The sequence below is a fragment of the Nocardia sp. NBC_01388 genome, from assembly GCF_045040085.1.
Lineage (GTDB): Bacteria > Actinomycetota > Actinomycetes > Mycobacteriales > Mycobacteriaceae > Nocardia.
In genome coordinates this window covers 1-16,025 of record NZ_CP109553.1, presented here as the reverse complement: position 1 = coordinate 16,025, position 16,025 = coordinate 1, and the positions used below count along the sequence as shown (strand labels likewise).

Genomic DNA, 16,025 nt, shown 5'->3' with positions numbered 1-16,025 from the left:
CCCCCACGAACAGCAGCACATCGCACCCTACAACAGCGCGACGGGCGATCCGATAGGCCGTCCAATCGTCCAGGCGTTGATTCGCTGATCAAAACCCGTGCTCACAGGGATTCCTCCCGGCTGACGGCACACTTATCGCGGTCTACCGCAGCACTTCTTGTACTTCCGAGACGAGCCGCACCAGCACTGGTCATTGCGGCCCGGCGGCCACGCGATCGCTTGGCCGGTGCGTGCCAGTTCCGCGGCGTAGGCCGCACGGGTCGACGGGAGGGTCGGGTCCGAACCCGCGGCGGTGGCGTAATCGATCAAGCCTGCGACGGTGGCGATGGAGATCAGCGGTGATGAGCCGATCGGGACAAGGCTGCTGAGGCTGTGCTCTGCCGCCGCACGATGCTCATCATGGCTCTCGAAATGCTCGCGCAGCTCCGGCCACCGTTGCAGCGCACGATCCAATTCGGCTTCCGGGAAATAGAATACGGAATGCACCATCGGCTGCGGCACACCGCGCGCGGGACGCCGCCCGTCCACTGATCGCACGAACTCATCGCGCTTCTGCTCGGCCCAGCGATCGCCGGCATCCTCCGGCAGATCCATCGACTCCCGAATCCTCTTGCGTCCGAACGCAAGCCGGTATTCGCCGAACCCCTCGTCCTGCTGATCGCCGAGCAGACGGATCCGCGCCAGTCCGGCCTCGAACCAGCGCAGCGCGGCTTTCGGTTCCGAACGCTCCTCGTACATTTCGCCGACGGACTGGTAGACAACGTAATCGTCTGCGCCCTCGGCGAATACGGTGTCGAGTATCTCGACTCCGGCCGCTTCATCACCGTTCTCGACGAGAAACAGCGCGTACCAGATCCGGGCATCGCCGGCCACCGGACCGCCGTCGGCGATGGCAGCCAGATAGGCCCGGTGCGCCCGCTCGGGCTCACCGGCCATTGCCCAGTAGGAGCCTGCCTCGCTCAGGTTCTGAGCTCTCTCCTCCGGATCCTCCGCCGCGGCCTGTTCATGTTCCAGCGCCAGCTCCTCGGCCGACGGAAACGATGCGGTGGCATCGGCGAGCTGCGCACCCAACCGCGCCTTCTCCGCCAGCAGTCGCTCCTGCTGCCGCAGCAGTCTCTCGTATTCACGCCGTTCCGAGACAGACATCTCCTCGGACATGCCGCCCCTCTCTTCCGACAGAACTATCGGTGCCGCCAAACGAGTGCTCAGGTCTGTATGGGCGCAGCGTAGCGGCACCTTGCCGAGTCGCTCGTATTCGAGTCCGGAACCGTACGCTAAATCACCGCCGAGCACAGCAGCGGCGCAGGCTTCCGGAGCGATCACAGCACCGCAAAGCTCAACCCCTCCTTCGGCACTCGCACGGCCTCCACCAGGATGGCGATGAACTCACTCCCGAATCCCCTCCGCTCAGCAAGAATCCGCGCGTACAGGGCGGGCTGTCGGTTTTGCGTCCCAATTCTGCCCATCGAAACCGCCCCTGGGACGGGCCGGCTTCTTCCGGCCCTTGACCTTGGGCCTACGTCCTTTCGATACCGGCGCGTTATCGCGATCAGGCCTCCGATAGTTCGTGTCCGTCCCAGGTGAAGCGTGCCGTTGTCACCGCGTCGTCGCCGTCGCCGGTGATGATCTGATGTATTCCGATCCCGCTCAATTCGGCGTATGTGCACCACTCGTGGTCCGAGGTGAGCACGAGGTCCAGGTCGAGATCCGAAAGGAGAGCGAAGATTTGGCCGCGGTTGGTGGTATCGACGCCGACGAAGACCTCGTCGAGGAGGATCAGGCGGGGCGCCTGGGGCGCGGTTTGATAGTGGGCAGCTACGGCGGCGAAAAGTGGAAGGTGCAGGGCTATAGCCTTTTCACCGCCGGAGAGGGCGCCGTGGAGTTTCTTGGTCAGTTTCTGGTAGCCCTCACCCCTGCCTCGATCGACCTTGACGACGAACTGGTGCCAGGCGGTGTAGTCGAAGACCTGGGCGAGTTGTTGTTCCCAGCTGGTGGCGGTGTCGTCGGCCTTGGCCTCCTCGATGCGGTCGCGCAGGAAACGGTGCAGCGCTTCGTGATCGGCGTCGGTGAGACGGATGGGATCCTTGAGGAGGAGGTCACGAGCAGCCTTGGTACCGGGCGGGAGATTGTCGGCGATCTGCCAGACCAGGCGGACCGAGACGTTCGAGGCGGTGCGGACGCGTTCGAGGCGGGCGTTCATGCCATCTACGAGTTCATTGGCTTGGCGGATACGGGCGGCGAGGTGGCGGCGGGTGTCGCCGGTGAGGGTTTTATCGAAGAGATCGCGCTCGCGGTCAGTGATTTCGTGTTCGGCTTCCTGGGCGTCGGTATCCAGGATGTGGAGGAGCTCGGCGGCGCCGACACGGACGCCGTCGATGACAGCGGTGAAAATCTGGATGTCGTCGTCGGTTTCGAGATCGAGGTCGGCCCGGGAGCTGAGGGCGGTCCGAGATTCGTGGATGGAATCGTTCAGGCGGCGCAAGGCTTCACCGAGATTGGCGGTGGAATGAGGGATGGTCCCCCAGGCGGCCGCCACCAAGCGGGCCGCATCCAGGGCGGCGCGAACACCTTCGGAGCCGGTCAGTAGGGTGCGGAATCTGTCGAGATCGGGGAGGGCCCCGTCGACCGGGAACACGGCGGCCGCCACGCGGCGGAAACGCTGAGCGATGGCGTCGCGGTCAGTGGCTGCGGCATCGCGGGCATGGGCATCAGTGTCGCGCTTGGAGTCCAGCCTGCCGAGCTTGCCGGTGAGATCGCTGACCTCGAGACGACGGGCACGCAAATCGTCGACGATAGTCCTGAGTTGTGTTCGGATGCTTTGTATTTGGTTGAGTACATCCTGGTAGTCGAGTCCGATGACGGCTTCGACCGTTGCCAGTTTTGCCGCCAGCTTACGATGTTCGGCCTCGGACGCCTCTGCTTCCGACTCGCGTTCCTGCGCCAAGGCTGTTGAGCGACTGGCCTTTTCAACAAGCAGGGCAGCGGTGCCCTGAGCGGACTGCCACTCTCGGTGCGCGTCCAGCCAATTTTCGGCATGGTCACCGAAACCGTCCAGCGCGGTGCCGATCCGTTTCAACGCCTCCCGTTCGGAGGGCAGACCGGTTTCCGCGGCAAGGCGGGACAGTTCCAGCAGTGCGGATTTCACGGTGGTCTGCTTCGCCTCGACCTCGCCGAGCCGAGCGCGGACAACCGAATCGGCGGCCGCCAGATCGGATTCGGCCCGGGTCAGCTTCAGCTGGGCAGCGGTGAATTCCGGATAGCGGGGCCGGGAGTCCACCTCGGCACGGATCACGTCGCGGCGCGCGGCGAGTGCCTGCGCATCGAGAGCCACGCGGGTCAGTGTCTCGTCGCACACGGCGATCAAATCGCCTAGTTCGCGGATGCGGCGTTCCCGCGCTCGCACCCGGGTCGATGCGCCGATATGAGCTGCGTGCTCCTTGTGCCAGCTACCGGTCAGAACGCCCATCCGCCAGCTGCCGTCCGCACCGATCGCCGCGACAGACGCAGTGGACTCGACCGTGTCGCCGAAGCCAACTGCGAGGAGAAGTGTGCGTACGTGCGCGACTGCGACCTCAGTGCCCGGCTCAGCTCGTAGGACTTCGGCGAGAGATCGACCGGAGACCGGCGCCAATGCGGAAGGGTCCGCGAATACGTCGTGGCCCACGACTTCACCCTGCGGCCCGAGCCACGCGTCCAGCAATCCGGATGCCTCCAGGGCGGCTTCGACTGCGGCCTGGATAGATTCGGGGATGCCGTCGACGAAATCGACCAGCCGCCACAATGGTGCGCCCGCCATTCGGGTCCGATCGGCAGTACGCCATGAGGGCGCGACCAGCGGGATGTCGTGTTCGGCGCAAAGGCCGTCACGCTCGGAAACACGCCGTTCCCGCTCACCGCGTGCGATTTCCGCGGCCGATTCAATGCGCGATTCGGAGCGGGTTATCTCGTCCAGAACGATCTGTACGGCACCGTGGATCAGTTCGGCCACCGCCGTCTCGGATTCGGCACGATCGGCCAGTTCTTCCGGTGCTTCGAAGGTGAGCTCACGACAGGATTCGGCCCAGTCGCGTAGTCGAATTCGCAACTCCCGCAATGCCTCTTCGCTAGCCTCGGCGGCCCGGTCCAGCCGATCCACGGCGCTGTCGTAGCCTTGGCGCGCCGAGTCGAGCGAGCGCTCCGCATCCCGGCGTAGTGCCACAGCGCGCTCGTGAGTCTCGAGTGCGCGCACGATGGCGGCGATCTGATCCCGCTTGCCGCGCACTGCACCACGCAGTAGAGCGCGGGTTCGCTCGCCGCCGAGCGCCACCGCGATCTCCTCATATACGCCGGCCATACCGATACGCAGGGCAGCTTGGCGCGTCTGCGCGGCATGGCCGGCGAGAGCCGCCAAATACTGCTGTTCGATCTCCGCGGCACTGTGAGAATCCGCCGTATCCTGTTCGGCGGCAGAGCGATACCGAGCTGCGTTGGTACGCAGTTCTGCGGCTCGTCGCTGTTCCTTGGCGGTCTCGGTGCGAAGACCAACCAGCTCCAATCCCTGTTGATACGCCTCCGACTCCATCAGTCCGTCTTTACGGGCGTCGGTTTCGTCGTGCTCAGCCTCCAACTCGACTACCCGAGTCTCGGCTTCGCTCTTACGTACGGCCACCGACTCGTATTCCTCGGCGGACGTGCGAGCCTCACTGGAGAGTTTCTCCAGCTCGGTGGTCGCGGAGATGAGAGCCGCAGCGCGGGCCCGCAGTACCCGTTGCGCGTAGGTGCGCTGCTGCCGGGCCAGGGTGCGAGTTGCCGCCACCTCCTCCTGCAATCGGTGCAGCCGCTCCCGCTGGGCGTCGAGTCGTTCGAAACCTTCTGCCAGATCTTGGATTTCGTCCTGCCCGAGCGGTGGTAGCGCGCGTGACAACAGGACCGACAGCAGGGACGGATCCAGCCGCTGGGATAGTTTCGGCGTGCGCAGCTGAAGCAGGGCCGTGATGAGCGCGTCGTAGCGCTGCTCGCTCAAAGTCGGGAACAGTGCCGCACGGACATGCTCTCGATAGTCACTCGGGCCGGCGTGCACCCGGCCGCGCGCATCAAGCGCCTGCTCGAGACCGGCGCGGGTGAGCGGTTGCCCCGCCTCATTGGTCAGCATGAGATCGACGCCGACACGTAGATCCGTGGTGAAGTAGTCGGGTGTGACGGACGTAGTGCGTGCGCTGGCCTGCAATCGTGCACCACAGGTGAACCAGCTCTCCTCGACACCGGGCAGCCGGAATTCGAGCCACACGTAGCCGACTCGGGTGACTCCGGAAGCGCCCTCCCCCATCATGTTCCAGTGCATGGTGCGTTCCGACGTTCCGAACGTCGACAAGCGGTTGGGGCGCAGACTTGCGTCGAACAGGAATGGCAACAGCAGTTCCAGAGCCTTCGACTTACCGCTGCCATTGGGGCCGCGCAGCAGTAGCCGGCCGTCGTGGAAGTCGAATACCTCGTCGTAGTACCGCCAGATGTTGAGAATGCCCGCCCGCGACGGTGACCAGCGAACCGGGCGCTCATCCGAATCAGTTGCACGTCTGGGTAATTCGGTGATCGTCACGATGACTCCGGAGAGGTTCGGATATCGCCCACCCGGTAGCGGTGAGCAGCGGGCAGCGGGATCACCAGTCCGGCGGAGGTACGCCGGACGAGTCCGAACCCGACCAGAGTCGCCAGCGCGTCGTCGACCAGTTCCCGCACGCCGTCTTCGCCGCGGTAGGTGCGCGCCCAGCGCGGAAAGCGTTCCAGCAGTTCGGCTGCCGAACGCCGTAGACGCTCGACCGTGGTCGGCGCGGTCAGCTGCTCGAGCAGTAGCAGCCCGGCCACCTTTGCCGTCGCGACATCGTCGGGAAATTTGGAGTCGGTGGCGATGGCGTCCACATCGACGAACAACACACCTTCCGCTCGCTCTTCCACGAGGAAACCGCCCTGCTCGGCGGCCCTGCGCAGCAACTGCCGGCCGGTGGGGGAGGCGAGATAGGCACGTTCCTCGGCCGACAGGTCTTCGAAATACAGCACCGGGTCGTCGATCAAACGACGAAATATCTTGTGGCGCAGCCAGAGATTACGTTGCACGTCGGAGATCACGGCGTTGTCCGCATGCCGGCCGGACGCCAGTCCATAGCGGCGCTCTTGTGAAATGCCATCCAGCAGGTCGTCGAAGCGCAGTGGCACCTCCTCGTGCGGCACCGCCAACTGCGACGGACCGACCGGCGCCGCCAGCAATCGCAGCAGCAGGGTGCTGTCCACCCTGTAGAGCACCTTCGCCGCCGCCGAATCGACATAGGAGTCCGCTGTGCCGTCGATAGCGTCCAGGACGCCGAAGGATTCCAGCAAACGCAGCGCATCGACGAATGCCATTCGTTCGTGCCGGACCGCAGTGTCGAACGAATCCACCACCGCATCGGCCGCCGTGGCTGCCTTCACCCGGTCGGCGAGCAGGCCGATCGTGGTGACCGGGGTGGCGAACAACTCGGCGGCAATCACGCAGAGCAGCACATACCGACGGCGGTCGAACGGCGCTTTCCCGGATCTGAGCCGCCGCGCGGGCCGGCTGGGATCAGCAGCCCGGCGTACCTTCACCAAACGCGCGTAACCCAAGCGTGGTTCGACCGTCAGCGTCCAACCGCAGTAGTAGTCGAACCATTTGGCGATGGGTTCGCGGCGGCGGCGGATCAGGTCGAAGGTGTCCGACGCGCTGTGTTCGGTCACCAGCGGGCTTGCCAGCAGCTGCCTGATGCCCCGCGACACCTCCTCGCGCTCAGCGATCACCAGTTGATTGGCGAGTTCGCTCATGACTGGTCCCCGCTCGCCCGGCGGTGCTGCCGCACCGCGGTGACAATCTCTAGGAGGTAATCGGGGCCGCGGAAGACACCACGCGGAGTTTTCAATTCGGCCACCGCGTCGTCCGGCGGCGGGTGCAGAACGATTTCCACGCGGCCATCGGTAGTACTGCCGCGCCGCGTACCGTCCGCCTCCGTGGCATTGCCGAGCGCCCTGCCCAACAGATCCAGCAGGCGCTCGAAGACTCCCTGGTCGAGTCGGCCGAAGCGCGACAATCGCACTGCACCTCCGGTATCGAGCATGTCCCAGGCTGCTTGTAGTTCGCTGCGCTCCTGTGCCGCGCGCCGGGCCCGTTCCGCTTTGATCGCCGTGACATCTCGGACTCGCCCGGTGCGAGTGAAGCGCTCGGTACGGCCCGCGGATCTCAGCAGGGCCGAAACCTCCACGGGCGGCGACTCTCGCCACGACTCGGTCGAACTCACCAATTCGGGGTCCGGATGAGCCAGGTGTGCGTGCCGAGCCGCACTCAATCCGAATGCGGTCGACCACAAGCGGTGCAGATCGTCTTGATCCGGAACAACCGTGAACCACCGCGCGAGCTCCCGGAAATCAGCCACCGCGCTACTGGATCGTCGCTTCGACTCGGTGAGACGGTCCAGCACCTGTAGCAGCGTGATGATGGCCCGGCGCCCGACCAGCACGAGTTGTTCGATGCGCGGCACCGAGCCATCAAGCGGAAGGAACCAGGCGCGCAACCCCTCCCAGCGCGCCCGGCGATGTTCGAGCCACGCCGGGCGCGGATCGGAGCCGCTGAACTGAGGCAGTTCCGCACCCAGCAGGGCTCGCTGGTGCAGGAGCGCGACGCCATAGTCCTCGATCGCGCGCACCCGAGTGGTGATGGTGTGGCGACGGTGGTCAAGATTGGTCAGGAATTCCTGCAGGTAGGCCACGGTAGCTGCCTTGACCTCATGGAATACCGCCAGATCCGCGTTATCGGCGCGCAGTAGCCGCTGCAGTTCGCCATTGAAGCTCTTGGTGTTGCCACGCAACGCTTCCAAGTGCGATTCCAGCTCGCTCAGAATGCTGAAAACCCTCCGGTCCGAACCGGATTCGAGCTCGCCGAGCAGATCAGCCAGCCTGTCGGCAATGGCATCCAGCACCGCGGTCTGCAGGGCACCGGTCGATACAAGCACAGACATCGCGTGGAGCACGCCCGCGAAGGCCGCCTCACCCTGTCTGGTCAGGGAGTACTGGAGGTTGCGGCGTTCGTATTCGCTTGCAGTGCGGTAGTTCTCGGAATGGTTCTGGATGACGTCGACCAGATTCCAATCCCTGAGCTGGTCCAGCGCCGCGATCAGGTCATCGTCCTCGAGGGGTTCAAGCCACCCGATCGAGCGCATGCGGGCACGAAGATCATCGATCCCCAATGCGGTCTCCAGCCGCTCATTCGCCTCCCCGAAGCCGTGCAGAATCGACACATACAAGCCAGAGCGATCCGCTGTGGTGAACCGGAACATCTCCGGCGGAACACGGATCGGAATCACGGTGCTCTCCCCTGGGCGACGTTTCAACGGCCACCATAACCCTCTGCACCGACAGGCAGGAGTGCGTCAGATAGCGTGCAGTCGCGCCAACTCGTCGAGTAGGGCGTCCGCCACCCGCTCCTCCGAAACAGACACACCGACGCGTTGCAGGTGCCCTGCGAGATCGGAATCCCATGGCACCCCGGTCACCCGGCCGACGGGCGGCCCCTCGCTATCCACTGCCGCGAGATAATCCGCGCTGCTCATGCGCCACGGCGACGCCCCGAACCGGGCCACCACATTCGCCGCGATGCGCAGGCCCTCACCATCGAAGTCGCCGTGGTAATGCAATTCTGTTCCCGCGTCACGCAAAGATTGGAGCAGACGCACTCCCGCGCTACTGGGCCAGCCCGAAATGCAGATGAGCGGTGGGCAACGGTCGCCGAAGCGCCGCAGTGCCAGCGCCATGATGCTGGGGTTCTCCACCACTGCAACCTGTTCCGGTGCATTGGAGAAGCAGTGCATCGCTCGCAACTGCTGCAAGGTGAGAGCCGCGGCATGACCGGAGTCCGCACACGCCGACAAGATTCGATCAACGGCCGATTGCGCGGCGCCGCGCAACCCGGCCGCCAGCACCGTGGAAGAAAGTTCGTCATCGGCGACACCTGCTCGCGCCCACAGCCTCCGCAGCTGTACCGAATCCGCCGGCGCGTCGATACCGAAGACAGCCGCCAGGGCTTTGACAACCATGCCGTGCACCCGCGCACCCTCATCGAGTGCATGCGGATCACGCAGAACAGAGTCGGCAAAGACCGGCAAAGGTATTCCTGCGCTGGGCAATTGAGATATGACGAGCAAGGCCCGACCCAGCTCGGCACGAGTCTCCCGCGCCGAGCCGCGAACCAGCCCGGTCCGACGCATCGCTGACACCCAACCCAGCAGTGCGGGCTGAGCGTGCACCACCTCATGCTCGGTCAGCCAGTCCCACAATTGTTTTCGTTCCGCTGCCGCCAGACTCCGATCAGCGGCGCGATCGCCGATCGGACCCACAACCTGCTCTACTACCGATCGCACAGTCGAACCGGTCACCGCGGAAACAATCGGCTCGAGAGAATCCATCTCGACCACGGCAAATTCGCCCGGGGATCGCTCCCACCCGAAGAAGTCAGCAAATGCACTGCGTTCGTCCTCGTTGAGGGGACCCACCTTCACCCGCCGCACCACCTGCCCCGAGGACAGGCGACGATGAAGTTCGTACCAGAGCGGCATAAGACCGGACGGAAGTAGTCGAAGGGAAGGAGCCGGCACGGATCGAGACTATCGGGCATCAAGACGCGTCAGGAGGCCCGCCGGATAAAACTGATCAGATCGTCTGCGCTGTAACCCAGTAGCCGGGCACGCTCGACTGACATCAGCAATAGCTGGGCCAGGATCCGGGCACCCCAGCCGTCTTTTCCGTCGGTGACCCACTCGTCGACCTTCTCGACGCCGACATCTGCCAAAAATAACCCGTGGGCCTCGCGGAGCTCGGCGCAAGTGGCCGCGATGGCGTCGAGGAGATGTCCACCGGGACGGTCGCATTCGAGTCCGAAGGAATACGCGAAGTCTCCGACCGTGCATCCCTGTGGGAGTGCAGCTTTGATTGCGTCGTAGCGGGGATCGTCGGGGGCTGCACCGTTGGATCCGATCAGGCTGTCTATCAGCACGAACCGATGCCAGCCCAGCGGGAGGGGCGGCGGTGGACGGAAAGCCCTGAACCCCAACGCTTCTTGGACCTGCGCGGCAGCTTCGTCTCGCGACTGATGCGTGACGGTCACCGATTTCACTCCGTCATCACCGCTGACGGTCCATTGACCGCTGCCAGGATCTTGGTTGTAGGAGAGGATGAGAGACATGCAAGGTATTCGAAGCCAGCCTGCATGTAGCAAGGGTCCGGATACGACAAAACCCCCGCAGCGAATGCTGCAGGGGTACAACGAAAAAGACCCCCAGCCAGTGGCTGGGGGTCTTCTCGAATGATGTTCCGGCGGTGTCCTACTCTCCCACACCCTGTCGAGTGCAGTACCATCGGCGCAGGTGGCCTTAGCTTCCGGGTTCGGAATGGGACCGGGCGTTTCCCCACCGCTATAGCCGCCGTAACTCTATGAAACTGTCACACTTCGTGTGCCACAGGACAATTCGAGGACCCAGCCCTCGAACACCCGAAAAGGGGTGGTCGAGGCAAGAGCCTCGATATCCAGGGGCTCGGGGACAAGGTCCCCGAAACCACCCACACAACGAAGTTGTGTGTTGTTTCAGATACCGCACAGTGGACGCGTAGCTTCTTTGTTGGTAAGTCCTCGGCCTATTAGTACAGGTCACCTGCACCCGTTACCGGGCTTCCAGTTCCTGCCTATCAACCCAATGGTCTGTTGGGGGCCTTAACCTATCAAGTAGGTGAGAAACCTCATCTTGGAACAGGCTTCCCGCTTAGATGCTTTCAGCGGTTATCCCTTCCGAACGTAGCAAACCAGCCGTGCCCTTGGCAGGACAACTGGCACACCAGAGGTTCGTCCGTCCCGGTCCTCTCGTACTAGGGACAGCCTTCCTCAAGTTTCTGACGCGCGCGGCGGATAGAGACCGAACTGTCTCACGACGTTCTAAACCCAGCTCGCGTGCCGCTTTAATGGGCGAACAGCCCAACCCTTGGGACCTACTCCAGCCCCAGGATGCGACGAGCCGACATCGAGGTGCCAAACCATCCCGTCGATATGGACTCTTGGGGAAGATCAGCCTGTTATCCCCGGGGTACCTTTTATCCGTTGAGCGACACCGCTTCCACTTGCCGGTGCCGGATCACTAGTCCCGACTTTCGTCCCTGCTCGACCTGTCGGTCTCACAGTCAAGCTCCCTTGTGCACTTGCACTCGACACCTGATTGCCAACCAGGCTGAGGGAACCTTTGGGCGCCTCCGTTACATTTTGGGAGGCAACCGCCCCAGTTAAACTACCCACCAGGCACTGTCCCTGAACCAGATCATGGTCCGAGGTTAGAAGTCCAATACGATCAGAGTGGTATTTCAACGATGACTCCACGAACACTGGCGTGCCCGCTTCACAGTCTCCCACCTATCCTACACAAACCGTACCGAACACCAATACCAAGCTATAGTGAAGGTCCCGGGGTCTTTTCGTCCTGCCGCGCGTAACGAGCATCTTTACTCGTAATGCAATTTCGCCGAGTCTGTGGTTGAGACAGCTGAGAAGTCGTTACGCCATTCGTGCAGGTCGGAACTTACCCGACAAGGAATTTCGCTACCTTAGGATGGTTATAGTTACCACCGCCGTTTACCGGGGCTTAAATTCTCAGCTTCGCCCCAAAGGGCTAACCGGTCCTCTTAACCTTCCGGCACCGGGCAGGCGTCAGTCCGTATACATCGTCTTACGACTTCGCACGGACCTGTGTTTTTAGTAAACAGTCGCTTCTCACTGGTCTCTGCGACCTCACCCAGCTCCCGGAGCAAGTCCGTTCACCAGACAAGGCCCTCCTTCTCCCGAAGTTACGGAGGTATTTTGCCGAGTTCCTTAACCACAGTTATCTCGATCGCCTTAGTATTCTCTACCTGACCACCTGTGTCGGTTTGGGGTACGGGCCATGTACCAGCTCGCTAGAGGCTTTTCTCGGCAGCATAGGATCACTGAATTCGCCTCAATCGGCTACGCATCACCTCTCAGGCTACATGTTGTGCGGATTTGCCTACACAACGCCCTACAGGCTTACACCCGGACAACCATTACCGGGCCCAGCTACCTTCCTGCGTCACCCCATCGCTTGACTACTACAGCCAGGGTCGTATGCAGCCATTCCCCCTCCCACCCGAAGGTGGAATCAAGGAACTTTTGGATACTTAGCACAACTGATTCGCCATTGGGCGCGGATACACGGGTACGGGAATATCAACCCGTTGTCCATCGACTACGCCTGTCGGCCTCGCCTTAGGTCCCGACTCACCCTGGGCGGATTAACCTGGCCCAGGAACCCTTGGTCATTCGGCGGACGAGTTTCTCACTCGTCTTTCGCTACTCATGCCTGCATTCTCACTCCCATAGCCTCCACGGCTGGATCACTCCGCCGCTTCCCTGGCTACAGGACGCTCCCCTACCCATCCACACTCCTGGCCCGAAGGCGGGATAATGTGTGAATGCCGCGGCTTCGGCGGTGTACTTGAGCCCCGCTACATTGTCGGCGCAGGATCACTTGACCAGTGAGCTATTACGCACTCTTTCAAGGGTGGCTGCTTCTAAGCCAACCTCCTGGTTGTCTTCGCGACCCCACATCCTTTTCCACTTAGTACACGCTTAGGGGCCTTAGCCGGCGATCTGGGCTGTTTCCCTCTCGACTACGAAGCTTATCCCCCGCAGTCTCACTGCCACGCTCTCACACACCGGCATTCGGAGTTTGGCTGACTTCGGTAAGCTTGTGGGCCCCCTAGGCCATCCAGTAGCTCTACCTCCGGTGTGAAACACGTGACGCTGCACCTAAATGCATTTCGGGGAGAACCAGCTATCACGGAGTTTGATTGGCCTTTCACCCCTACCCACAACTCATCCCCTCAGTTTTCAACCTAAGTGGGTTCGGGCCTCCACGACGTCTTACCGTCGCTTCACCCTGGCCATGGGTAGATCACTCCGCTTCGGGTCCATAGTGTGCGACTGAAGGGCGCCCTATTCGGACTCGCTTTCGCTACGGCTACCCCACACGGGTTAACCTCGCCACACACCGATGACTCGCAGGCTCATTCTTCAAAAGGCACGCCATCACCCCACAACACCGAAGTGCGAAGGCTCTGACGGATTGTAAGCGCACGGTTTCAGGTACTATTTCACTCCCCTCCCGGGGTACTTTTCACCTTTCCCTCACGGTACTAGTCCGCTATCGGTCACCAGGTAGTATTCAGGCTTATCGGGTGGTCCCGACAGATTCACAGCAGATTTCACGGGCCCGCTGCTACTCGGGTACTCATTACAAGAGAGAACGCGTTTTCGTCTACCGGACTCTCACCGTCTACGGTTGGCCGTCCCAGACCAATTCGACTAACGCGATCTTTTCTGACTCTTGCTCAGTTCGGCAGAACCAAGAAAATGAGCCCCACAACCCCGCATAGACAACGCCTGCCGGCTATCACATCTACACGGTTTAGCCTCTTCCGCTTTCGCTCGCCACTACTCACGGAATCACTGTTGTTTTCTCTTCCTGTGGGTACTGAGATGTTTCACTTCCCCACGTTCCCTCCACACGCCCTATATATTCAGGCGCGGGTAACACGACATCACTCGTGCTGGGTTTCCCCATTCGGACATCCTCGGATCTCAGCTCGGTTGACAGCTCCCCGAGGCTTATCGCAGCCTCCTACGTCCTTCATCGGCTCCTGGTGCCAAGGCATCCACCGTACGCTCTTACACACTTACTAACAAAGATGCTCGCGTCCACTGTGCAGTTCTCAAACAACACACGAGAAAGACAACCTGTACTCGGCACCAGACCGAAACCTTATGAGTTCCGCGGTATGACCGAAGGGTCAATCTCGTCGTTATCTTGCCTGGAAAGAAAGACTTACGTCTGTTCTTTCAGGACCCAACAGTGTGCCGATATATCACTCGCCGGCCAGTCACTAGGGACTGTCCGATTGCGAGGAGGTTGTCAGTGTTCCACCCATGAGCGTCCGCCGGAAAACATGTGTTTCCGAAACGGTCTCTGCCACAACGTCATTCACCTGTGTGAAGAGTCGTGGAGATGTGCTCCTTAGAAAGGAGGTGATCCAGCCGCACCTTCCGGTACGGCTACCTTGTTACGACTTCGTCCCAATCGCCAATCCCACCTTCGACGGCTCCCTCCACAAGGGTTAGGCCACCGGCTTCGGGTGTTACCGACTTTCATGACGTGACGGGCGGTGTGTACAAGGCCCGGGAACGTATTCACCGCAGCGTTGCTGATCTGCGATTACTAGCGACTCCAACTTCACGGGGTCGAGTTGCAGACCCCGATCCGAACTGAGACCGGCTTTAAGGGATTCGCTCCACCTCGCGGTATCGCAGCCCTCTGTACCGGCCATTGTAGCATGTGTGAAGCCCTGGACATAAGGGGCATGATGACTTGACGTCGTCCCCACCTTCCTCCGAGTTGACCCCGGCAGTCTCTCACGAGTCCCCGCCATGACGCGCTGGCAACATAAGATAAGGGTTGCGCTCGTTGCGGGACTTAACCCAACATCTCACGACACGAGCTGACGACAGCCATGCACCACCTGTACACCGACCACAAGGGGGGCCATATCTCTACAGCTTTCCGGTGTATGTCAAACCCAGGTAAGGTTCTTCGCGTTGCATCGAATTAATCCACATGCTCCGCCGCTTGTGCGGGCCCCCGTCAATTCCTTTGAGTTTTAGCCTTGCGGCCGTACTCCCCAGGCGGGGTACTTAATGCGTTAGCTACGGCACGGATCCCGTGGAAGGAAACCCACACCTAGTACCCACCGTTTACGGCATGGACTACCAGGGTATCTAATCCTGTTTGCTACCCATGCTTTCGCTTCTCAGCGTCAGTTACTTCCCAGAGACCCGCCTTCGCCACCGGTGTTCCTCCTGATATCTGCGCATTTCACCGCTACACCAGGAATTCCAGTCTCCCCTGAAGTACTCTAGTCTGCCCGTATCCCCTGCAAGCTTAAGGTTGAGCCCCAAGTTTTCACAGAAGACGTGACAGACCGCCTACAAGCTCTTTACGCCCAGTAATTCCGGACAACGCTCGCACCCTACGTATTACCGCGGCTGCTGGCACGTAGTTGGCCGGTGCTTCTTCTACAGGTACCGTCACTTGCGCTTCGTCCCTGTCAAAAGGGGTTTACAACCCGAAGGCCGTCATCCCCCACGCGGCGTCGCTGCATCAGGCTTTCGCCCATTGTGCAATATTCCCCACTGCTGCCTCCCGTAGGAGTCTGGGCCGTGTCTCAGTCCCAGTGTGGCCGGTCACCCTCTCAGGTCGGCTACCCGTCGTCGCCTTGGTGGGCCGTTACCCCACCAACAAGCTGATAGGCCGCGGGCCCATCTCGCACCGATAAATCTTTCCACCCTCGAACATGCATCCGAAAGTCATATCCGGTATTAGACCCAGTTTCCCAGGCTTATCCCAGAGTGCGAGGCAGATCACCCACGTGTTACTCACCCGTTCGCCGCTCGTGTACCCCGAAGGGCCTTACCGCTCGACTTGCATGTGTTAAGCACGCCGCTAGCGTTCGTCCTGAGCCAGGATCAAACTCTCCGTTGAAGACTCTCAACCACACCCCGAAGGATGCAATCAGAAGAATTAACCAGAGTCCGAAAACCATGGCAAAACAAAACGCCAGCAAAAAGTATTTGCTGACTAAATGTCCGACCTCTCAACCGGGGGGTATGAGAAGCCGGAACCAATTAAATAATTGGCACTGACATTCATCGACACACTATTGAGTTCTCAAAGAACAGGCGCACAAAACAATTCCCGAGTCGGTGACTCAGGAATCCGTTGAGGCTGTTTCTATAGCTTAGCCCATCCTGTCCGGCGGAACCAAATCCGCTGATCAAGTGGAGCTGACGGCCAGGCGCTCCTCGTACAACCTCGTTATCCCTTGCCGCGCTTAGCCTTTCGGCTCTGCGTCTCGGCCCGGGTCGGTGTCCGTGTCGCTCTGAC

6 protein-coding genes and 3 rRNA genes are annotated in these 16,025 nt (G+C 61.5%); all 9 read right to left on the bottom strand.

All coding sequences use genetic code 11. The features are described 5' to 3' along the window. Positions 1 to 132: 132 nt before the first annotated feature. Complete coding sequence (locus OG716_RS00045) at positions 133 to 1,158, bottom strand: SEC-C metal-binding domain-containing protein (RefSeq protein ID WP_405135689.1); 1,026 nt, start codon at positions 1,156 to 1,158, stop codon at positions 133 to 135. 391 nt (positions 1,159 to 1,549) lie between these two features. Beyond that, on the bottom strand, positions 1,550 to 5,575 hold the full coding sequence (locus OG716_RS00040; RefSeq protein WP_405135688.1) for a TIGR02680 family protein: 4,026 nt from the start codon (positions 5,573 to 5,575) through the stop codon (positions 1,550 to 1,552). After that, positions 5,572 to 6,810 carry a TIGR02678 family protein gene (locus tag OG716_RS00035; protein ID WP_405135687.1) on the bottom strand — a complete coding sequence of 413 codons (1,239 nt, stop codon included), beginning with the start codon at positions 6,808 to 6,810 and terminating at the stop codon, positions 5,572 to 5,574. Before OG716_RS00035 ends, OG716_RS00040 begins: the two co-directional genes overlap by 4 nt. Next, positions 6,807 to 8,342: a TIGR02677 family protein gene (locus tag OG716_RS00030; RefSeq protein ID WP_405135686.1), complete on the bottom strand. Its 1,536-nt coding sequence runs from the start codon at positions 8,340 to 8,342 to the stop codon at positions 6,807 to 6,809. Before OG716_RS00030 ends, OG716_RS00035 begins: the two co-directional genes overlap by 4 nt. Before the next feature lie 66 nt (positions 8,343 to 8,408). After that, the gene (locus tag OG716_RS00025; protein ID WP_405139422.1) at positions 8,409 to 9,590 is read right to left on the bottom strand and encodes a TIGR02679 family protein; all 1,182 of its coding nucleotides are present in this window, start codon (positions 9,588 to 9,590) and stop codon (positions 8,409 to 8,411) included. A 68-nt stretch (positions 9,591 to 9,658) separates the two neighbouring features. Then, entirely contained in the window at positions 9,659 to 10,216 is a 558-nt protein-coding gene (locus OG716_RS00020; RefSeq protein ID WP_405135685.1) for a hypothetical protein, read from the bottom strand. A gap of 126 nt (positions 10,217 to 10,342) precedes the next feature. Next, positions 10,343 to 10,459, bottom strand: a 5S ribosomal RNA gene (rrf, locus tag OG716_RS00015). 189 nt (positions 10,460 to 10,648) lie between these two features. Then, positions 10,649 to 13,770, bottom strand: a 23S ribosomal RNA gene (locus OG716_RS00010). Positions 13,771 to 14,106: 336 nt separating this feature from the next. Then, positions 14,107 to 15,623 (bottom strand): 16S ribosomal RNA (locus OG716_RS00005). Together the 16S, 23S and 5S rRNA genes form the textbook arrangement of a ribosomal RNA operon. Between the last annotated feature and the right edge of the window lie 402 nt (positions 15,624 to 16,025).

Coding starts and splice junctions, on each gene's coding strand:
- OG716_RS00045 (WP_405135689.1), bottom strand. CDS start 1,158: ATGTCCGAGGAGATGTCTGTCTCGGAACGGCGTGAATACGAGAGACTG.
- OG716_RS00035 (WP_405135687.1), bottom strand. CDS start 6,810: ATGAGCGAACTCGCCAATCAACTGGTGATCGCTGAGCGCGAGGAGGTG.
- OG716_RS00025 (WP_405139422.1), bottom strand. CDS start 9,590: ATGCCGCTCTGGTACGAACTTCATCGTCGCCTGTCCTCGGGGCAGGTG.
- OG716_RS00020 (WP_405135685.1), bottom strand. CDS start 10,216: ATGTCTCTCATCCTCTCCTACAACCAAGATCCTGGCAGCGGTCAATGG.